A 19,673-nucleotide genomic window follows, 5' to 3' on the forward strand; every position below is an offset into this window, starting at 1 on the left:
CGAGGACCGGTGGGCGCCGCCATGACCGAGCACCGGTGGGCGGCGCCGTAGCCGGATGCCACGGCACCGCCCACCGGAACGAGACGCGTGTCTCACCTGCCGGTATACGCGTCGTGGATCGTCACCCTCGACTCGTTCCCCTTCTTGTCGGTCACCTCGGCGCGCAGCGACACGCTCTTCCCCGCCGCCGGAGTCCTGTGGGTGAACTCGCCGTTCTTGACGGCGACCTTGGTCCACTTCTTGCCGTCGTCCGATACGTACACCGCGAGCGACTTGAGGTTCTTGCCGGCGGCCGCACCCTGCACGGTGACAGAGACGCCGGCCTTCTTTCCGGCCGGAGCCGTGCTGTCGAGGCCCAGGAACGGGGCGCCGAAGCGGACCGTGGAGACCGGCAATTTCGTGTCGCTCGTGGTCTTCCGCGACGTGAAGGTCCAGCTCGCGTCGATCCGGGAGGAGGCCGTGGCCAGGTCGGCGGACCGCGAGACGGAGGTCGTCAGCCGGTACGTGGCGAGGCCCGCCGGGACCTTGAACTGGCCCGATCCGTCCAGCGCGTCCTCGCCCGAGGCGAACTTCTTGCCGTTGCGGTACAGGGTGGTCGTGACCTTCTCGTAGAAGGACGACCCGGCGTGCCCCTGCCCGTCGGCGAACAACGGCAGCAGGCCGTAGAGGTGGTTTCCGTCACGCCGGATGCCGTGGAACCCGGCGATCTTCGGGCCGAAGACACCGACGTTGAAGGTCTGTTCGTACGTCTTGCCCGCCTTGAAGGTCCGGCTGTCGCCGATGGTGTAGTACGCGTCCAGGACCGGGAACCCCTGTGCGTCCTCCCCGCCGTACTGCTCGAAGTCGAGGGTCCACTTCACCCCGTCCGTGGCGGACAGGTACAGCGTGCGGGTGCCGGGCAGCGGCAGCGGGACGCCGACGGCGGGTGAGCCGGAGCTGCCGGGGAGCCAGGCCCAGGGGACGACAGCCCCCTTCTTGCCGGCGGCGGAGGCGCCGAGACCGGTCTTCACGGCGGCCAGTTCGCCCTTCTTCCAGCGCTTGGTGTAGCCCGTGGCGAGCTTCTCGACCTTGCTTCCGGTGGCGACGGCGTACTGCGCGGTGTCGCCCTTGGTCCACTGGCCCGCCCAGCTCTGGCTGAGCCTGCCGCCGGTGATCCGGGGGCCGAGGTGGGCGGTACGGAACCCTTCGTAGGTGTCGAGCAGCCAGCCGAAGGTGTAGCTGTTCCCGCCTGTCCGGAGAGTGAAGTCCGGTGCGGCGAAAGCCGATTGGACGCCGGGGAGGCCGGAGTCGGGCACGGTGATGTCCACGGGTTTCGTCTTGCGGGCGTCCAGCGTGAGGGAGATCTTCCGGTCGACGGTGAGCGTCGGCCGGGCCAGCCAGGCCGCACCCTTGCCGTAGTCCTTCGGGTCCACGACGATCCCGGCGTTGAAGATGTAGTTCCCCTCCGGCACCCGCAGCTCGACCGTGCCGTCCTTGTCGTACGGCGTGAACCATTCACCCTCGGCGAGCCCGGAGACACCGGTCAGGTCGAGCATGTGGTTCACGGCCGGCTTGCCGTCCCCGTCGACCATCCTGAGCGTGACGTCGTACGACTCCACCTCGCGCTGCACGGCCGCCGCCGTGCGTACGCTCTGGCCGCCGCCGGTGGCGGTCACGTACGCGGTGTAGGCGCCATGGAGGCCGCCGCCGAGCCGGGTGTCGACGATCACCTTCACCGTGGCCTCGCCGCCCGCCGGGACGGTGACCTTCTTGGCGGCGAGCTTGAAGAAGCCGGCCGGGGCGGGCTTGCCGTTCGGGGCGGTGGCGGTCACCGCGAGGTCGAGGGTGACGGCCTTGGTGCCGAGGTTCCGGTAGGTGAGTTTCCTGGACACCGGCTTGTCGTCGGTGTGCGGCCACGCCTGGACCCCGAAGTCGACCGAGACCGGGTCGGCGACGACGGTCTGCTCGACGGCCTTGTCGACCCGGATACGGCCCGCACCCTGCTCGAACGGCGTGTACGTGCCGCCCTTGGCGGACGCGACGAGGGCGGCCTTCAGTTCGGCGTACGTCCAGTCCGGGTGCTGTTGCTTGAGGAGGGCGGCGGCGCCCGCGACATGCGGGGTCGCCATCGACGTACCGGAGATGGTCAGGTAGCCCTCGGGCTTCTGGCCGACCTCCTGCTCGATGACGCTGCCCGGGGCCGCGGCGGCGGTGATGGCGACACCGGGCGCGGTCACGTCGGGCTTGATCCGGCCGTCGAGGCCGGGGCCCCGGCTGGAGAACGAGGCGAGCTTGTCCTTGTCGTCGACCGCGCCGACGGTGAGCGCGGCGGCCGCGCTGCCCGGTGAGCCGACCGTCCGCTCGCCCCCTTCGCCCTCGTTGCCGGCGGCGACCGCGAAGAGGATGCCCTTCTCGGCGGAGAGCTTGTCGATCTCCGCCTCCATCGGGTCGGTCTCGGGGGTGTCGGGGCCGCCGAGGCTGAGGTTGACCACGTCGGCGCCCTGCTCGGCGGCCCACTCCATGCCGGCGATGATCCCGGAGTCGTCGCCGTAGCCCTCGTCGCTCAGCACCTTGGCGTTGAGCAGCTCGGCGCCGGGCGCGACGCCCTTGTACTTGCCCTTGGACCGCGCCCCGGTGCCCGCCGCGATGGAGGCGACGTGCGTGCCGTGGCCGAACTTGTCCGTGGTGTCGGGCGAGGTGGAGAAGTTCTTGTCGGCCGTCACCTGGCCCTTGAGATCCGGGTGGGTGGCGTCGATCCCCGTGTCCAGTACGGCGATGGTGACGCCCTTGCCGTCGTAGCCGGCCTTCCATGCCTTCGGGGCGCCGATCCGCCGGACGGACCGGTCGAGGCTGACCTTGCGGACGCCGTCCAGCCAGAGGTGCGCGACCCCGGTGGCGGTGGTGCCGTCGGCGTCGGTCACCGCCTTCCACAGCTCGGCGGCGTCGTCCCTGGGGGTGAGGACCGCGTCGGCGTTCAGCGTCCGAAGGGTGCGGCGGACCTTGGTGTCGCCCGCGTCCCGTACGTCGGCCTTGGCGTCGGCGGCGGTGCCCGAGTAGCCGACGATCAGCTTCAGGCCCTGCTTCTGGGAGGTGCGGGTCACCGACCGGTTCAGCACGGTGACGTCGAAGAGCCGCTTGTCGACCCTTCCGGTGGAGAGGAGCCGGGCCGCGTCGGCGGGTATGACATACGTGTGGCCGTCGGCCTCGCGGAGCTGGACCGGGACGCCCTCCCGGCCCTTCGCCCGCTCCAGGCCGAGGACCCGGCCTTCGGCGTCGACGAGGACCCGGTCGCCGGTGACGAGGGTGATGCGATGGCTCGCCCTGGTGCCGGCGGCGCCACCGGCCTTGAGGTCCGCCACGGCGTTGAAATCCGCCACGGTCATGCCGGTCGCGCCGGTCGCGCCGGTCATGCCGGTCGCGCGGTCGGATATCGCGGACGCCGGGCTGGTCGGTCCGGCCGTCAGTGCCAGGGCGGACACCATGGCGATGGTGGCCGTGCACGCACTTCTCACGTGTCTGCGCAAGTTCCCCCCTTGATCCGGCCGGGGGACCTTCCGCACACATACGCGTCAATTCCCCCGGTCTACGCAGTATGACCGGGGGTCAACTCAGGCCACATACCTCGCGACTGGCGCAAAGCGGCGAACCCGGGGCGACGCGCGACCCACACGCGCCCCGGATTCCACTCCCACACGCCCCATGCCATGGGCGCCCCACGCCGGCCCCCACCATGGGCCGCCTCACGCCCCGGCGTTCTCCTTCACCGTGATGCGCCCCTTGCGGATCGTCGCGACCCGAGGGGCCTTCTTCGCCAGCGTCGAGTCATGGGTGACCATGATGAAAGTGAGCCCGTGCTCCTTCCACAGCGTCTCCAGGACCTCCATGATCTCGTCGCGCATCGACTCGTCGAGGTTGCCGGTCGGCTCGTCCGCGAGCAGCACCTTCGGCCGCTTCACCAGGGCCCGGGCGATGGCGACACGCTGCTGCTGACCACCCGACAGCTCGGCCGGCAGATGCCCCAGCCGCTCCCCCAGCCCGACCGACTCCAACGCCTCCGCGGCCCGTTCCCGCCGCTCCTTCGCCTTCACCCCGAGGGGTACGAGAGCCGTCTCGACGTTCTCCTGAGCGGTGAGCGTCGGGATCAGATTGAAGCTCTGGAACACGAACCCGATGTTCTCGCTCCGCACCGTCGTGAGCTTCGCCTCCGACAACTTCGCCAGATCCGTACCGTCGAGCTCGATGCTCCCGTCCGACGGCTTGTCCAGCCCCCCGAGCATCTGAAGCAACGTCGACTTCCCCCCACCGGTCGGCCCCTGAATGACCAGCCGGTCACCATCGGCGATGGTGAGATCGACCCCGTCGAGCGCGGTGACGGTGTCCTTGCCACGCGAGTAGCGCTTGGTCACGCCGGCGAGTACGTACATGTGCAACTCCTGGGAGATGTAAGGACGTTGATGAAGGACTCAGCTGCGGGCAGCGGCCATGACAGGCCTGCCCTGGTTGCGGGCAGTCGTGCCGCTGGGGCGATGGAGGAGGGTGGGCGCAGGCGGCACCCTGCCGGCGCCGGTAAGCGCGACCCACCCCCGCCCAGCCCCAGCCCCGGGTGCCTGACACGGCAGGGCTACTCCACGCGCCGCAACGCATCAGCCGGCCGCAGCCGGGACGCCCGCCACCCACCGAACGCCCCCGCGATCAGCCCACCCGCGACAGCAAGCCCCACCGCGACGGCGATCGTGCTGACACTGACAGGCGCCGTGAGAGCCACTTCCAGCGCATCCGAGGCCACCTGCTGCCCGCCACCGGCCCCGCCCCCACCGGGGAAGCCACCGGGACCACCACCACCCGGCCCACCACCGAACCCACCCCCGGCCGCACCGATCTCCGCCTGCAGCGAAGGACTGATCGCCGTCACGAGGTACGCCCCACCGAGCCCCAGCGCGATACCGAGCGCACCCCCCACAAGCCCGTTGACGACGGCCTCACCGACGACCTGCCGGGTCACCCGCCCGGACTTCCAGCCGAGCGCCTTGAGCGTGCCGAACTCCCGTACCCGGCGGGACACGGCCGAAGAGGTGAGCAGCCCGGCCACCAGGAACGCGGCGACGAGCACCGCGATCGACAGCCACTTGCCGACGTTGGAGGCGAGGTCGGAGGCCGTGGAGAGAGACCCGGAGACCGTCTCGGCGAGGTCGGCGGAGGTCGTGACGGTCGTCCCGTCGATGTTCTTCTGGATGGCCGCCTTGACGCTGTCGATCCGCTGCGAGTCGCTCGCCTTGACGTAGATCGTGGTGACCTTGTCCTTGGAGTCGCTGAGCGTCTGCGCCTGCTTCAGCGGCATGTAGAGGTTGGCCGCCGCATCCCCGCTGTCGGGCGTCGCGATCCCGATGACCTTGTACTTGACGCTGTTGACGGTGACGCTGTCACCGACCTTCAGCTCCTTCTCCTTGGCGTACGACGCGTCCGCGACGACCACCTCGGCGTCCGTCTCGGACGTCTTGAAGGTACGACCGCTGGTGATCTTCGAGGAGGTCAGCGGGCCGAGGGCGGGCTGGGTGACATCCGTGCCGTAGACGGAGTAGTTGTCGACGTCGAACTCGGCGCCGCCGCCCTCGACACGGCCCTCGGGCTGCCCGGTCCCGCCGTTCTGACCGCCGGGCGCGCCCTGCTGCCGGCCGTCGGCCCCTTCCTCCTGCTGGAACTGCCCCTGCCGGAACTGCCCGTTCACTTTGATGACTTGGAGGCTGAGACCGCCGACGGCCTGTGAAACGCCGTCCTGCTCACCGACCTTGGCGACGGTCGAGCTCGCGAGAGTCTGGAAGCCCTGGACCCGGACGAGGTCGCTGCTCTGCTCCTCGTCGGAGTCGTTGTCCTGGGCGTCGAACTCGAACCGCGGGCGGTCGCCGCCGTTCTCGCCGGGCGCGGCGGCGGCCTTGGTGACGGTCATGTCCGTGCCCAGGCCGTACAGGGATTCGAGCACCTTTCCCTGTGCCTTCTCCATGCCCGACGACACGGAACTGACCACGATCACCAGCGCGATGCCCAGGGCGAGACCGGAGGCGACGACGAGCGCCGCCTTTCTGCGGCGGCGCAGTTCGCGCCTCAGGTAGGTGAAGAACATGGCCGAAAGCTAGGTACGCCGTGTGATGAAGGGATAAGCCCTTGATAAGAGGCGGATGAGAACCCTGTGCGGAGCCCCGGAAACACCGATGCCGTCCCCAAGAGCCTTGGGGACGGCATCGGCGTCACATCGGTGTTCTCCAACTGACGGCGGATCAGACCACGGCGGATCAGACCACGGCGGATCAGGCCTCCGAGCCGGCCGTCCAGTCGGCCCAGCTCAGGTTCCAGCCGTTGAGGCCGTTGTCAGGGGCGACCGTCTTGTCGCCGGTGTTCCTGATGTCCACGACGTCACCGATGATCGAGTTGTTGTAGAACCAGGCGGCCTCGGTGTTGGGGTCGTTCGCACCCTTGGTGTCGTTCAGACCGACACAGCCGTGGCTGGTGTTGACGTTGCCGAAGATCGAGTCGGCACCCCAGTAGTTGCCGTGGAGGAACGTCCCGGAGGTGGTGAGACGGATGGCGTGCGGCACGTCCTTGATGTCGTACTCACCCTTGCCGTCGTCGTCGGTGAAGCCCACGGTCGCGCCGTTCATGCGCGTCTCCTTGAACTTCTCCGACATCACCATGACGCCCTGGTACGTCTTGTTCTCGGGCGAACCGGCGGAGATCGGGATGGTCTTGACGACCTTGCCGTCCTGCGTGACCTTCATCGTCTTGGTCTTGGCGTCGACGATCGAGACCTGGTTGCGGCCGATCTTGAAGGTCACCGTCTTCTGCTGCACACCGTAGACACCCTCGGCGCCCTCGACCCCGTCGAGCGCGAGCTTCAGGGTGACGGTGGAGCCCTCCTGCCAGTAGTCCTCGGGGCGGAAGTCGATGCGGTTGGCGTTGAACCAGTGCCCGACGACCTCCTGGCCGGAGGTGCTGGAGACGGTGATCCCCTTCTGGACGGCGGCCTTGTTGGTGATCGCCTTGTCGAAGTTGATCGAGACCGGCATGCCGACGCCGACGGTGGAGCCGTCCTCCGGCGTGAAGTTGCCGATGAAGCTGTTGGCGGGCGAGACCGTGGTGAACGCCGCGTTCTCGTGGGCCTCGCGCCCCTCGGAGTCCTGAGCGGCGGCGGTGATCTTGTAGCTGGTGGACCGCTCCAGCTGCACGCTGGGCGCCCAGCTCTTCTTGTCGGCGGATATCTCGCCCTCGACGGCGGTGCCCTCCGCGGTGGTCATCGTCACCTCCGTGAGCGTGCCCTTGCTCACGGTGACCTTGGCCGAGTTGTTGATGGAGGCGTTGTCGGAGCCGTCCTTCGGCGTGATCTCGATGTCGGCCTCCGAGGTCTTCTCGGCTGCCGCCTCGTCGACCTTGGCCTGCGAGGAGTCCCCGCCGTTCCCGGACCCGCTGTCACTGTCGCCTCCGCTGCACGCAGAGAGCACCAGCACCCCGCCGAGCAGTGCGGACGCGACCGACAGGCCCTTGCGCCGCTTACTGTTCGTCATCACACGCTTCTCCATCGTTGCCGAATCCCCAAACCCCGAAGATCCCCGTAAGCACTTAAACACCACTACGACACTGGGCCGTTCCACTGATCGCGGATATGTGGGATACGCCACTCCACCCGCATCGGATCGACGGCGACCCGGCGGCGGTGCACAAGTGACTCGTGCGAACCAATGAGACGAGAAAACCCCGGGCGGCGGTTGCCGCCCGGGGCCATCAATCTCCCCGGCCGCTCAGCCGACCCTGTCTTCCCCGTCTTCCTCTTCGTCCTCGCGGTCATCATCCTCGTCGAGACCCCATTCCGGCGAATCGGGGTCGTAGTCGATACCTTCACTGCTCCAGGAGGCCTGGGCGAGTTCGACCCCCGGCACCTCTCCGACCAGGTCGAACGGGTCGATCAGATAGGCGAGGGCCTCCGCCGTGTCCTCGGCCACGGCGCTCTCGGCGTGTACCCGCTCATCGGCAGGCATATCGGCGTCGGCGGCGATCCGTCCCAAAGCGGCCCCGGTGATGGCCTCTACGTTCTCGACCTCCACCACCAATTCGACGCGAAGCCGGACAAACTGCGATGTCTCAGTTGTACTCATGCTCCGGAGCGTACGGCTCACAGGTCACGCGACTTTCCCACGACCCGCGCCTTTCATTAGCATCGCTCCCTACGGCCAATTCGCCAGCGCCACAAGGGGATCGATATTCCGTGTCCGTCGCACGTCGCGCGTCGTCCACCGCCCGCCGGTCGCTGCTGACCGCCACCGCCGCGGGCACCCTCCTGGGTGTCCTCTGGTTCGTGCCGTCCGCCAACGCGACCCAGGACGAGGCGGCCATACGACAGCAGACGCCCACGAGCGCCTCCGGCGTGGAGACCGGCAAGGACACCGAACTGGCCGACACCGGCAGCCCCAACACCACGCCCTACGTCATCGGCGGCACGGCCATGCTGGGCCTGGGCGCGGGTTTCCTCGCCTACTCGATCCGCCGCGAACGCGAGGACTACGGCCCACTGGGCGGCGCGTAGTCGCAGTTCCCCGCACCCCTGCTTTTTGATCAGGCAAGCGCCCCGGTAACAGACTCCGCGGCCGCCACCAACCGCCCATCCCGAACGAACGCATCGGCCAACGCCAGATCGGGCGCGAGAAACCGATCGGGCCCAGCCCCCTCCACCCCGGCCTCACGCACGGCATCGACAACCGCCCGGGTCGCCGGCGCGGGCGCCAACCCCTCACGCAACTCGACGGCACGCGTCCCGGCGTACAACTCGACGGCCAGCACCCGCGTGAGATTGTCCACCGCCGTCCGCAGCTTCCGCGCCGCCGCCCACCCCATCGACACATGATCCTCCTGCATCGCGGAGGACGGAATCGAGTCCGCGGAAGCCGGCACGGCAAGCCGCTTCAACTCGCTCACCAGAGCCGCCTGCGTGTACTGCGCGATCATCAGCCCGGAGTCCACCCCCGCGTCGTCCGCGAGGAACGGCGGCAACCCGTGCGACCGGTTCTTGTCGAGCAACCGATCCGTACGCCGCTCCGCGATCGACGCGAGATCCGCCACCGCGATCGCCAGGAAGTCGAGGACGTACGCGACCGGCGCGCCATGGAAGTTGCCGTTGGACTCGACCCGCCCTCCCCCACTCTCGGCTTCGCTCGAGCGGGAGGTGCCCCCAGGCAGGACGACGGGGTTGTCGACCGCCGCCGCCAGCTCCCGCTCGGCGACGAGCCGCGCGTGCGCGACCGTGTCGCGCCCGGCCCCGGCCACCTGCGGAGCGCACCGCACGGAGTACGCGTCCTGCACACGCGGCGCGTCGTCCTGATGGTGCCCGGTGAGCCCCGAACCCTTCAGCACGGCGAGCATGTTGGCCGCGGAGGCCGCCTGCCCGGGGTGCGGGCGGATGGCGTGCAGCTCGGGCGCGAGGACCTTGTCGCTGCCGAGCAGCGCCTCCAGGGAGATCGCGGCGGTGATGTCGGCCGACGTGTACAGCTTCTCCAGGTCGGCCAGCGCCATGACCAGCATGCCGAGCATGCCGTCGGTGCCGTTGAGGAGGGCCAGCCCCTCCTTCTCGCGCAGCTCGACCGGCGCGAGGCCGTGCTCGGCGAGCAGCTCACCGGCCGGCCGTACGACACCGTCAGGACCTTCGGCGTCACCCTCGCCCATGAGCGTGAGCGCGCAGTGGGACAGCGGCGCCAGATCGCCGGAGCAGCCGAGGGAGCCGTATTCGTGCACGACGGGGGTGATCTTGGCGTTGAGGATGTCGGCCATGGCCTGCGCGACCTCGGGCCGTACACCGGTGCGGCCGGAGCAGACGGTCTTCAGCCGCAGGAACATCAGCGCCCGTACGACCTCGCGCTCCACCCGCGGTCCCATGCCGGCGGCGTGCGAGCGGACGATGTTGCGCTGGAGCCGGGCGCGCAGTTCCTGGCTGATGTGCCGGGTCGCGAGGGCGCCGAAGCCGGTGGAGACCCCGTAGACGGGGTCCGGCTTGGCCGCCAGCGCGTCCACGATCTCGCGGGCCGCGGCGAGGGCCGCCACCGCCTCGTCGGAGAGCTCGACCCGGGCGCCGGCGCGCGCCACGGCGAGGACGTCGTCCGCGGTGACCCCGGACGTCCCGAGCACCACCGTGCCCACAGAGTGCATATCCATATTCAGGATCGTAGGGACTGAATCGCCGAATGTCACGACCGCACGGCAGAAGAGGCCCTTACCTCGGGCCGCGGGCCGCTTCCGGTGGCCACGGACAGCCACCAACAGCCACGGACACCCGACGGCGAGGCTATCCGCGTAGATCAGAAACGCATCGGAGAACAATCAGAGAACCCTCCGAGGTTGATCAGAATCCGGCAGGTCAGAGCCCTTTTGGCGCCCCTTCCCCATAAGGTCGAAGCACGCGATGACGCGCGGCCGGAGCCCCCTCCGCCGCACTTTCCCTCACCCCCGGACCGGCCCACGGCCCACTCCCCCCTTGGCCGTGGGCGGCCAGGACCGTGCGCCGACTCGACCCGTCGCGCGGACCGCCCTAGGACCGGCGCCCTCGAATGCGGCGCCGGTCCCCCGGGTGAGCGGGATCGACCGGAGCGGGCGGACGGTCGGCGAGGCTGACCACCGGGTCCTCTCCCCCGTCACCCTCACGGCCCGCCACGACCGGCTCCACGGAACCGGCGGCCTTGGCCCGGTACTGCGCGGCGTCGGCGAGCCGGAAGAGCCGCCGGGCCGAGCGCAGCGGCCCGATCGGGTCCCCGGTGGAGGCCACTCCGCAGGCGACCCCCTCGCCCGGCTCCAGCTCCCGCGCCCGTACGCAGAGGTCACCGGCGACCCGTACCACCTCGTCCGCCGACGGCCCCACCGCGAGCAGACAGAACTCGTCACCCCCGAGCCGTGCGGCCAGCACCTCGGGCAGGGCGGCCGCGCAACGCGAGAGCACGGAGCCGAAGCGCTCCAGCAGTTGGTCCCCCACCGCGTGCCCGAAGGAGTCGTTGACCTTCTTCAGACCGTTGAGGTCGCAGACGACGAGGCTGATCACCGTGCCGTCGCGCCGGTGCGCCTCCATCGCCTCGTCGAGCCGGAGGTCGACCGCGCGCCGGTTGCCGAGCCCGGTGAGGGGGTCGGTGAAGGCGAGCCGCCGGGCCTCCTCCAGCCGCTCGGACTGCGCGATCCCGGCCGCCACGACCGAGGCGAGCACGGTGGCGAACGCGGCGTCGTCGCCGTGGAAGACGGGCTCCCCGGCGGGTCGGGCCACATACAGCTCGCCCCACGCCCTGCCGTTCAGCACGATGGGCGCCACCACGCAGCAGCCGCGCCCGCGTCGGCGCAGCGCCGCGACCCGCTGATGGCAGTAGCCGCCGGGGCGCCGCCCGGCGACCGGCCCGGCCGCCGTCTCCACCCAGGCGTTGGGCTCGCCGCCCTCCAGCCACCGCTCGTGCAGAAACTCCGCGATCTCCGGGAACTCGTGCACCGGGTACGTCTCGTCCTCGGGGAACTCCTCCTCGTCCGCCGCCCGCTTCCCCACATTGACGAGCACCCGCAGCAGCCCACGCTCCCGCTCCCACACGGACAGCGCGGCGAAACTGCCCGACAAGGCCCGGCACGAGCCGTCAGCGGCCGCCCACCACGTCTCACGCGGCGTGTGCGCCCCGGCCATCCCACGCGCCAGCGCCACCACAGCCCTCAGCCGTCTGTCCTCTCCCATCACCCCAGGCTAGGGAGCTTTGAGGCGATTTGGGACGTTGGTGGGGCGAACAGGGGTACGGGTTGAGAGCAGCGGCGAGTGCGGCCCCTGCCCGCGCGCCGACCCACCGCGCTCCGGGCGGGCGCATGGATCACCCCCGGCCGGTCGGACTCCCGGGCGGGTCCCCCGGGGCACCCCTCGGCCAGCCGGGTCCGGGCGGGCCCCCGCGTCACGTCCGGCCGGCCTGGCTCCAGGCGCTGCGGGTCGTCGGACTCCGGGTAGGTCCACGGATCGTCGGGCTCCGGGTGCCGCAAGCCGTCGGCCTCCGGGGGCGCATGGATCACCCCCGGCCGGTCGGACTCCCGGGCGGGCCCCCTGGGGCACCCCCCGGCCAGCCGGGCTCCGAGCGGGCCCCCGCGTCACGTCCGGCCGGCCTGGCTCCGGGTGCCGCAGGTCGTCGGACTCCGGGTAGGCCCGCAGGGCGCCCCTGGCCAGGCGTGCTCCGAGGCGACCCGCGTGTCGCGCCTGACCAGCCGGGGCAGTGGGCGAGCTCGCGGGTCACCCCCCGGGGTCAGTCGGACACCCAGTCGGCCCTCGGGGGCCGGCGGGTCACACCCGACCGGTCAAGTCTTGGTGCCCCACAGGTCACTACTCCGGCCAGTTGCGGCACGGGAGCCCGCTGGGTCGCTCCCGGCCGAACAAACCGGTGTCCCCGCGCATCCCTCCCCCGGCCAGTCACGCCGCAGGCGAGCCCGTGGGCCACTCCCCCGCCAGATCGGGCACGGGGCCCGGCGGGTCACTCCCGGCCGAACAGGCCGATGTCCCCGCGCGTCACTCCCCCGGCCGGCCACGCCGCACACGAGCCGCGTGGGTCACTCCCCCGGCCAGTCTGGCTTCCGCTTCTCGTTGAAGGCGGCGACGCCCTCCGCCCGGTCCCCCGAGAACGCCACCGAACGCCATGCCGCGTCCTCGATCTCCAGCCCGGCCCGCAGGTCGAGCCCATGGCCGAGCCGCAGCGCCCGCTTGGCCGCGCGCAGCCCGACGGGCGAGTTCGCGGCGATCCGCGCGGCCAGCGCCAACGCCTCGTCCCGGTCCCGCCCCTCCTCCACCAACTGGTCCACGAGCCCCGACTCCAGCGCCTCCACGGCCTCCAGCCGCCGCGCCGTGAAGATCAGCTCGGCCGCACGCGCGGCCCCCACCCGACGCGGCAGCAACTGCGTACCCCCGCCGCCCGGAATCACCCCCACCGACACCTCGGGCAGCCCCACCACCGCCGTACGGTCGGCCACGATCAGGTCGCAGGACAGAGCGAGTTCGAAGCCGCCGCCCAGCGCGAAGCCGTGCACGGCGGCGACGGTGGGCATCGGCAACGCCAGTACACCGGTGTACGCCGCCCGAGCGACGGGCCGCTGCCGCACCAGATCGGCGTCGCTGAACGAGTTCCGCTCCTTCAGATCCGCCCCCACGCAGAACGCCCGCTCATGCGTCGACGTCACCACGACCACGCGTACGTCCCGGTCGGCGGCCAGCGCCTCGCACGCCGCCGCGATGGAACGGGCCATCTCGGTCGACACCGCGTTCATGGCCTTGGGCCGGTCGAGGACGAGCTCGGCGACATACGCGTGCCGCCGTACGACGACGAACTCGCCGTAGCGCCGCTCGTCCCCCTGCCCCGCCCCAGCCGCCCGCTCCACTGCCGCGCCGTCGCCCATGACACCCTCCCGGTTAACGCGGGTTAACTACCGTCGTCCCGATCATCGCAGCCGGGCCCCTCCGGGGAAAGCCCGGGCGGGGACGTGCCCGGTGATCTCACGGGCAGCAACTCGCCGGTGACATCGCGGGCACGGCCCCACGGCAACCCCGGCGGCCGTTTTCTCGTTCGAGTGACATCCACCCCTTGTCCGGCCACGCCGCCCATCACGCCGCATAACCTGCGCTCCGCCACAGGCGCACCGGGGGACACGGGCGCGCAGGGGAGGGACGGACCATGACGACGAACACGGCGACCATGCCGACACCGAGCACGACAGTGCCACGCCGGGCGCCACAAGGGGCTCCGGGCATAGGGGCGAGGCCTGCGACACCCACACCCTCCGGGACCTCAGGGCCGTCGATGTCGGCGGCGACGTCGGCGGCATCGGCGCCCTGGATGCCGTCCGCCACGTCCATGAAGGCCCCGACGGCCGTCTCGCCCGGCGCGCTCGGGTCATCGGCGGAGCACTCGGACCAAACCGGGATCCATCCCGGCCACCCCGCTCCCCGTCCGCGCGGGCGGCACCGTCGGCCCCGGCCCCGGAAGTTGCTGTTCGCGGTGGGTGGGATGGCGTTGGCGGCGGGGGCGCTGAGTCTCCTACGGCTGGCGTCGGATCCGGCCGGTGGTGGTGCCGGGGCGGCGGGCGCGGCACCGAGGGCGGCGGACGAGGTCACGGACGATGCGGCCAACGCCGGGGCGACCGTGGGGAACGAGCCCTCGGCGGGCCCGGGGACCCCGACCGCCGACACCCCGATGGGCGGCGGAAACCCCGCATCGACGCAGCCACAGTCGCCGGGAGCGACCACCCCCACACCGACCCCCTCGACTTTCTCGCCCGCCCCCTCGATCGGCGTCGCGATCCCCTCCGGACCAGGCTCCCGGAACCTCCCCAGGAACCCGGCCGCCGAAGACACGACGCCGGCGGCCCGCACCCCCGAAACACCCCGCCCCACCCCACCGGCCCCCACCCAGCCACCAGCGGCAGCACCCGAGCAGCCGACCGCCCCCGACTCCCCGACCACCCCCGGCGACACCGCAACCCCCGCCAAGCCCACAAAGCCGGGCCTGTGCGTCCCGATCGTCGGACTGTGCGTCAACGACACCCTGAGCCGGTGACGGGAGCACCCCGCTGCGGGCAGGGCAATGGCCCCAGGTGAAGCCCACAGCGGGGCCCGGCGGCGACAACGGCAGGAAGCCCGCCGGCAGCGGCAGGCACTCCTCGGGCAGCGAGACCTCCGCGGCCGCAGCGTCAGGGCGCCGACAGCGGGGTCGGACAGCATCAGCGGCAGGAAGCTCCCGGCCCGCGAGGCCCACGGCGGCAGGGCCAGACGCCCGCCGCTACCCCTGTCCCCGGCGACACGAACAGGGCTGCATCGCCGGCACGGCCCCGCAGCCACCGCACGGCTCACTGGACACGACGAACCGTCAGCGCCTCAGACCCACACGGCTCCGCCGCCCGCACTCAGCCCCCAGGCCACCCAGCTCCAGGCACCCAGCCCGAGCCACGTGGCCCCAGACCACGCAGCTCACGCCCCACAAGCCCACCGACACACCCACACCCCCACACCCCCACAACCGCACCCCTCACACGGCCGCACCCCTCACACGGCCGCGACCCTCACACGGCCGCGACCCTCACGCGGCCGACACCCTCACGGCTTCCCCGGCCTCCGCGTCAGCAGCCACGGCTGGACCACGCCCAGACCACGCACCGGCCGCTGCCACATCGGCTGGAGGGCGAAGCGGTACGTCGGCGGTTCCTCGCCCTCCTTCTCCGCGGCGGCCGCGGCTTCGGCGGCCTCGGCCTCGGAGGCGGGGGCCTCGCCGGTGCGGGTCAGCTCCTCGGCGAAGGCGCCGTCGACGAGGACCGCGTCCTTCGGCGCTATCGAGGTGAGCCGGCTCGCGAGGTTCACGGTCGAACCGAAGACGTCGCCCATCCGGGTCGTCACCGTCCCGAAGGCCATGCCGACGCGCAGCTCGGGCATCGTCTCGTCGTTGGCCATGGTCTCGATGAGGCGGAGGGCGATCTCGGCGGCGACGCCCGCGTCGTCGGTGGCGTACAGGACCTCGTCGCCCAGGGTCTTGATCAGCCGGCCACCGTTCGCGGCCACCAGATCCGCCGCCGTGGTCTCGAAGGCCTCGACCAGCTCGCCGAGCTCCTCCTCCTCCATACGACGGGTCAGGCGCGTGAATCCGACGAGGTCGGCGAAGCAGACCGCCAGCCGCCGGTCGACCATCTCCTCGTCGTCCGCGGCCTGCACGACCCGCCCGGTGGCGGCGGCGAGCTGACGCCGCCAGACATAGACGAGGAACTCCTCCAGCTCCGGCAGCAACAGCTCGATCAGCGGATACGTCACCTCGGTCCGGGTCATCCCCGGCTCCGGCGGCTCGGTCAGCCCCTCCAGGAAGGAGTCGATCTGCCACTCGGCGAGCCGCGCCGTGGTCTGCCCGGTGGAACGGGCCACCTGCACCGCCATGGCCTCACTCAGCAGCCCCGCCTCGACGAGACCGGCGAGCCGCCGCAGCGCGAGTACGTCCGCCTCGGTCAGCGCCTTGGCCTGGCCGATGTCCGCGAAGCCCATGGCACGCCAGAAGCGGGACGCCAGCTCCATGGACACGCCCGCGCTGCGCGCCGCCTGAAAGGGGGTGTAGCGGCGCTCGGCCCCGAGAATGAGCCCTTCGAGCCGCAGCGCCAGCGGGTCCTCCTCACCGACGTCCGCGCCGTGGGAATCCCCTCGCTCGACAGACGCCGAGAGCGGGGGAGGCTCCACGCGGCCATGCGCGTCCGTGCCGGACCCCGTGTCCTCGACGCTCACGCCTGCTGCCCTTCCGATCTCCCGCGGTCACGTACTCGACCGGCCTCAACTCTACGGCAGGTGTGCGCCAGCTCACTCCGTCAGGTGGGACCGATGGTGGCTGCCCTGCGCCTTTACGGCACCCGGCACTGATGCGAGGCCCCTGGGGGGCCGCGCCCCCGGACCCCCGCCGTCGCCGAAACCCGCCCCCGCCCAGCACAACCCCCGGGTGCCCAAGCACCAACGCCCCCACACGTCACACAGCCCGCAGATGCACGATGTCCCCCGCCCCCACCGGCTCCTGCACCCCGTCCTCCGTCGCGAGGACCAGCCGCCCGTCCCCGTCCACCGCCACGGCCTCTCCCACGACCGACCGGTCCCCGGGCAGCTCGGCGCGCACCTTGCGCCCCAGGGTCGCGCACCCGGCGGCGTAGGTCTCCTGCAGGCCGCTCGCCGAAGCGTCGCCCCCGGCGGCACGCCAGCGGCCGTACCAGTCCTCCAGGGACCGGAGCACGGCCCGCAGCAGTGGATCACGGTCGGTGTTCGCCGCACCGGCGAGCAGCAGGGACCCGGCCGTGGGCACCGGCAGCTCGTCCTCCCGCAGGCTGACGTTGATACCGATACCGACCACGACACCCTCCGCCCCCGCACGCTCCGCGAGGATGCCACCGGCCTTCCGCTCCTCACCGGCCACGGTCACCAGCAGGTCGTTGGGCCATTTGAGTGCCGTATCGACGCCGGCGGCCCGGGACAGCCCGGTCGCCACGGCGACACCGGTGAGGAGTGGCAGCCAGCCCCAGTGCTGGAGGGGCACGTCGCCCGGCTTGAGGAGGACGGAGAAGAAGAGCCCGGAGCGCGCGGGCGCGGTCCAGGTCCGGTCGAGGCGCCCGCGCGCCGCGTTCTGCTCCTCGGCGACGAGGACGGCCCCCTCGGGAAGCCGGTCGGCCCGCCCCGCGAGGTCGGTGTTGGTGGAGCCGATGAGCGACACCACGTCCAGGGAACTCCACAGCCCTCCCTCCCGGATCAGCGCCCGGCGCAGGGAGGCGGAGTTGAGGGGCGGCCGGTCCAGGTCGGACCACGGGCCACGGCCTGGCCGGTCCGGCTCGTCGAACCTGTCGTTCGCGTCGTCTGAGGCATCTCGCGGCGTCATGCAACCCAGCCTAGGTGTGGTAAACGCCGCACTGCTGAACGGTAGGCACAGCACTACTCTACGGATGAGTAACCGCTGTCACGTCTGAGCACGTACTGATACAACGCAGGTCACCCTCTTCACCCTCACCACCCTCACGTCCCCATTGAGCAGGCAGGGAGCCACATCCCGATGTCCGAGCCGGAAGAGATCGACATTCATACGACCGCGGGAAAGCTCGCGGACTTGCAGCGCCGTATCGATGAGGCGACGCACGCCGGCTCCGAGCGCGCGGTGGAAAAACAGCACGCCAAGGGCAAGTTGACGGCCCGCGAGCGGATCGAACTGCTCCTCGACGAGGACTCCTTCGTGGAGTTCGACGAGTTCGCCCGGCACCGCTCCACGGACTTCGGCATGGAGAACAACCGCCCGTACGGCGACGGAGTCGTGACCGGCTACGGATCGGTCGACGGCCGCCCCGTCGCCGTCTTCTCCCAGGACTTCACGGTCCTCGGCGGCTCCCTCGGCGAGGTCTTCGGCCAGAAGATCATGAAGGCGATGGACTTCGCCCTCAAGACGGGCTGCCCCGTCATCGGCATCAACGACTCCGGCGGCGCCCGTATCCAGGAGGGCGTCATGGCCCTCGGCATGTACGGCGAGATCTTCCGCCGCAACACCCACGCGAGCGGTGTCATCCCGCAGATCAGCCTGGTCGTGGGGCCCTGCGCCGGCGGTGCCGTGTACTCCCCCGCGATCACCGACTTCACGGTCATGGTCGACCAGACCTCGCACATGTTCATCACGGGCCCGGACGTCATCAAGACGGTCACCGGCGAGGATGTCGGCTTCGAGGAGCTGGGCGGCGCCCGCACGCACAACGCGACCTCTGGCGTGGCCCATCACATGGCGGGCGACGAGAAGGACGCGATCGAGTACGTCAAGCAGCTCCTCTCCTACCTGCCGTCGAACAACCTCAGCGAACCCCCGGCGTTCCCGGAGCAGGCCGACCTCGCCGTCACGGACGAGGACCGCGAGCTGGACACACTCGTCCCCGACAGCGCGAACCAGCCGTACGACATGCACACGGTGATCGAACACGTCCTGGACGACTCCGAGTTCTTCGAGACCCAGGCCCTCTTCGCCCCGAACATCCTCACCGGCTTCGGCCGCGTCGAGGGGCACCCGGTCGGCATCGTCGCCAACCAGCCGATGCAGTTCGCGGGCTGCCTGGACATCGACGCCTCCGAGAAGGCAGCCCGCTTCGTCCGCACCTGTGACGCGTTCAACGTCCCGGTCCTGACCTTCGTCGACGTCCCCGGCTTCCTCCCGGGCGTCGGCCAGGAGCACGAGGGCATCATCCGCCGAGGCGCCAAGCTGATCTACGCCTACGCCGAAGCGACCGTCCCCCTCATCACGGTCATCACCCGCAAGGCCTTCGGTGGCGCCTACGACGTCATGGGCTCCAAGCACCTCGGCGCCGACCTCAACCTCGCCTGGCCCACCGCACAGATCGCCGTCATGGGCGCCCAGGGCGCGGTCAACATCCTCCACCGCCGCACCATCGCCGCGGCCTCCGAGGAGGAGCGCGAGGAGGTCCGCGCCCGCCTGATCCAGGAGTACGAGGACACCCTCCTCAACCCCTACACGGCGGCCGAGCGCGGTTACGTCGACGCGGTGATCATGCCGTCCGAGACCCGCCGCCACCTCATCCGCGGCCTGCGTCAACTGCGCACCAAGCGGGAATCCCTCCCCCCGAAGAAGCACGGCAACATCCCCCTCTAGGTCTGCTGGGAGCCGACATGACCATCAAGGTCGTACGGGGCAATCCGACCCCGGAGGAGCTGGCCGCCGCACTGGCGGTCGTCCGGGCGCGCGCCGCGGCGGCAGCCACCGAGCCGCCCGGCGCGCCCTCCCCCCGCGACTCCTGGTCCGACCCGTCCCGCATCGCGGCCCACCGCCTGCCGGCGCCGGGCCCCACGACGTGGAGCCGCACCTACTGGCCCGGCTGAGCGGAACCGCCCCTACCGAATTGAGTACGCGTACTCAGGCGCCCGGCCCCCCGGCCGACGCACGATCGACGCATGCTCTGGTCCGACCCTGAGAACGAGCCGCCGAAGGAACTGCGCGACACGCAGGCCATGCTTCGGCGGCTCGGCATCCTCATGGCCCTGGCCATGCTCCTGGCGATGTTCGTCCTTGGCATCCTCTGAGCGGGACGGGCAGCCGCCCGACGTCGAGGCAGCCGCGTACGGCGCGAAGGGGGCGCGCTGGGGGGTGTCCGCCCGCAGCGGTTGGCGCGTCAACAGG

15 protein-coding genes are annotated in these 19,673 nt (G+C 71.1%); 5 read left to right on the top strand and 10 right to left on the bottom strand.

Annotation, left to right across the window (positions count from 1 at the left end; translation table 11 throughout):
- Positions 1–92: 92 nt before the first annotated feature.
- The 5 genes from JIX56_RS15945 to JIX56_RS15965 form a co-directional block, all read right to left on the bottom strand.
- Entirely contained in the window at positions 93–3,461 is a 3,369-nt protein-coding gene (locus JIX56_RS15945; protein WP_257550901.1) for a S8 family peptidase, read from the bottom strand.
- 258 nt (positions 3,462–3,719) lie between these two features.
- Positions 3,720–4,403 carry an ABC transporter ATP-binding protein gene (locus JIX56_RS15950; protein WP_257541268.1) on the bottom strand — a complete coding sequence of 228 codons (684 nt, stop codon included), beginning with the start codon at positions 4,401–4,403 and terminating at the stop codon, positions 3,720–3,722.
- A gap of 197 nt (positions 4,404–4,600) precedes the next feature.
- The gene (locus JIX56_RS15955; RefSeq protein WP_257541270.1) at positions 4,601–6,097 is read right to left on the bottom strand and encodes an ABC transporter permease; all 1,497 of its coding nucleotides are present in this window, start codon (positions 6,095–6,097) and stop codon (positions 4,601–4,603) included.
- Between the two features lie 184 nt (positions 6,098–6,281).
- Positions 6,282–7,532, bottom strand: a complete 1,251-nt coding sequence (locus tag JIX56_RS15960) for a L,D-transpeptidase (RefSeq protein WP_257541272.1) — start codon at positions 7,530–7,532, stop codon at positions 6,282–6,284.
- A gap of 234 nt (positions 7,533–7,766) precedes the next feature.
- Positions 7,767–8,120: a hypothetical protein gene (locus JIX56_RS15965; RefSeq protein ID WP_257541274.1), complete on the bottom strand. Its 354-nt coding sequence runs from the start codon at positions 8,118–8,120 to the stop codon at positions 7,767–7,769.
- Between the two features lie 110 nt (positions 8,121–8,230).
- Between JIX56_RS15965 and JIX56_RS15970 the strand changes: the two genes are divergently transcribed.
- Positions 8,231–8,548, top strand: a complete 318-nt coding sequence (locus tag JIX56_RS15970) for an LPXTG cell wall anchor domain-containing protein (protein ID WP_257541276.1) — start codon at positions 8,231–8,233, stop codon at positions 8,546–8,548.
- A gap of 29 nt (positions 8,549–8,577) precedes the next feature.
- Here the strand turns inward: JIX56_RS15970 and hutH are convergent, their stop codons facing one another.
- The 3 genes from hutH to JIX56_RS15985 form a co-directional block, all read right to left on the bottom strand.
- Positions 8,578–10,152: a histidine ammonia-lyase gene (hutH, locus tag JIX56_RS15975; RefSeq protein WP_443032042.1), complete on the bottom strand. Its 1,575-nt coding sequence runs from the start codon at positions 10,150–10,152 to the stop codon at positions 8,578–8,580.
- A 388-nt stretch (positions 10,153–10,540) separates the two neighbouring features.
- Entirely contained in the window at positions 10,541–11,710 is a 1,170-nt protein-coding gene (locus tag JIX56_RS15980) for a GGDEF domain-containing protein (RefSeq protein WP_257541278.1), read from the bottom strand.
- Between the two features lie 851 nt (positions 11,711–12,561).
- Positions 12,562–13,401 (bottom strand): enoyl-CoA hydratase/isomerase family protein, encoded by an 840-nt coding sequence (locus tag JIX56_RS15985; protein ID WP_257541280.1) that lies wholly within the window; start codon positions 13,399–13,401, stop codon positions 12,562–12,564.
- A gap of 455 nt (positions 13,402–13,856) precedes the next feature.
- Between JIX56_RS15985 and JIX56_RS15990 the strand changes: the two genes are divergently transcribed.
- Positions 13,857–14,558 carry a hypothetical protein gene (locus JIX56_RS15990; protein ID WP_257551552.1) on the top strand — a complete coding sequence of 234 codons (702 nt, stop codon included), beginning with the start codon at positions 13,857–13,859 and terminating at the stop codon, positions 14,556–14,558.
- A gap of 536 nt (positions 14,559–15,094) precedes the next feature.
- Here JIX56_RS15990 and JIX56_RS15995 read toward each other — a convergent pair.
- Together JIX56_RS15995 and JIX56_RS16000 are read right to left on the bottom strand one after the other, a co-directional pair.
- Positions 15,095–16,258, bottom strand: a complete 1,164-nt coding sequence (locus tag JIX56_RS15995) for an adenylate/guanylate cyclase domain-containing protein (protein ID WP_257541282.1) — start codon at positions 16,256–16,258, stop codon at positions 15,095–15,097.
- Between the two features lie 235 nt (positions 16,259–16,493).
- Positions 16,494–17,387 (bottom strand): biotin--[acetyl-CoA-carboxylase] ligase, encoded by an 894-nt coding sequence (locus tag JIX56_RS16000; RefSeq protein ID WP_257541284.1) that lies wholly within the window; start codon positions 17,385–17,387, stop codon positions 16,494–16,496.
- Between the two features lie 171 nt (positions 17,388–17,558).
- Between JIX56_RS16000 and JIX56_RS16005 the strand changes: the two genes are divergently transcribed.
- The 3 genes from JIX56_RS16005 to mmpB all read left to right on the top strand — a co-directional run bounded on the left by JIX56_RS16005 (position 17,559) and on the right by mmpB (position 19,576).
- Positions 17,559–19,148: an acyl-CoA carboxylase subunit beta gene (locus tag JIX56_RS16005; protein ID WP_257541286.1), complete on the top strand. Its 1,590-nt coding sequence runs from the start codon at positions 17,559–17,561 to the stop codon at positions 19,146–19,148.
- A 17-nt stretch (positions 19,149–19,165) separates the two neighbouring features.
- Positions 19,166–19,375, top strand: a complete 210-nt coding sequence (locus tag JIX56_RS16010) for an acyl-CoA carboxylase epsilon subunit (RefSeq protein ID WP_257541288.1) — start codon at positions 19,166–19,168, stop codon at positions 19,373–19,375.
- A 72-nt stretch (positions 19,376–19,447) separates the two neighbouring features.
- The gene (gene mmpB / locus JIX56_RS16015) at positions 19,448–19,576 is read left to right on the top strand and encodes a morphogenic membrane protein MmpB (RefSeq protein ID WP_257541290.1); all 129 of its coding nucleotides are present in this window, start codon (positions 19,448–19,450) and stop codon (positions 19,574–19,576) included.
- Positions 19,577–19,673 lie beyond the last annotated feature (97 nt).

Source organism: Streptomyces sp. CA-210063 (assembly GCF_024612015.1).
Classification (GTDB): Bacteria; Actinomycetota; Actinomycetes; order Streptomycetales; family Streptomycetaceae; genus Streptomyces.

Coding starts and splice junctions, on each gene's coding strand:
- JIX56_RS15945 (WP_257550901.1), bottom strand. CDS start 3,461: ATGGTGTCCGCCCTGGCACTGACGGCCGGACCGACCAGCCCGGCGTCC.
- mmpB (WP_257541290.1), top strand. CDS start 19,448: ATGCTCTGGTCCGACCCTGAGAACGAGCCGCCGAAGGAACTGCGCGAC.
- JIX56_RS16000 (WP_257541284.1), bottom strand. CDS start 17,387: ATGACGCCGCGAGATGCCTCAGACGACGCGAACGACAGGTTCGACGAG.
- JIX56_RS15965 (WP_257541274.1), bottom strand. CDS start 8,120: ATGAGTACAACTGAGACATCGCAGTTTGTCCGGCTTCGCGTCGAATTG.
- JIX56_RS15960 (WP_257541272.1), bottom strand. CDS start 7,532: ATGACGAACAGTAAGCGGCGCAAGGGCCTGTCGGTCGCGTCCGCACTG.
- JIX56_RS15985 (WP_257541280.1), bottom strand. CDS start 13,401: ATGGGCGACGGCGCGGCAGTGGAGCGGGCGGCTGGGGCGGGGCAGGGG.
- JIX56_RS15955 (WP_257541270.1), bottom strand. CDS start 6,097: ATGTTCTTCACCTACCTGAGGCGCGAACTGCGCCGCCGCAGAAAGGCG.
- JIX56_RS16010 (WP_257541288.1), top strand. CDS start 19,166: ATGACCATCAAGGTCGTACGGGGCAATCCGACCCCGGAGGAGCTGGCC.
- JIX56_RS15990 (WP_257551552.1), top strand. CDS start 13,857: ATGAAGGCCCCGACGGCCGTCTCGCCCGGCGCGCTCGGGTCATCGGCG.
- JIX56_RS16005 (WP_257541286.1), top strand. CDS start 17,559: ATGTCCGAGCCGGAAGAGATCGACATTCATACGACCGCGGGAAAGCTC.
- JIX56_RS15980 (WP_257541278.1), bottom strand. CDS start 11,710: ATGGGAGAGGACAGACGGCTGAGGGCTGTGGTGGCGCTGGCGCGTGGG.
- JIX56_RS15950 (WP_257541268.1), bottom strand. CDS start 4,403: ATGTACGTACTCGCCGGCGTGACCAAGCGCTACTCGCGTGGCAAGGAC.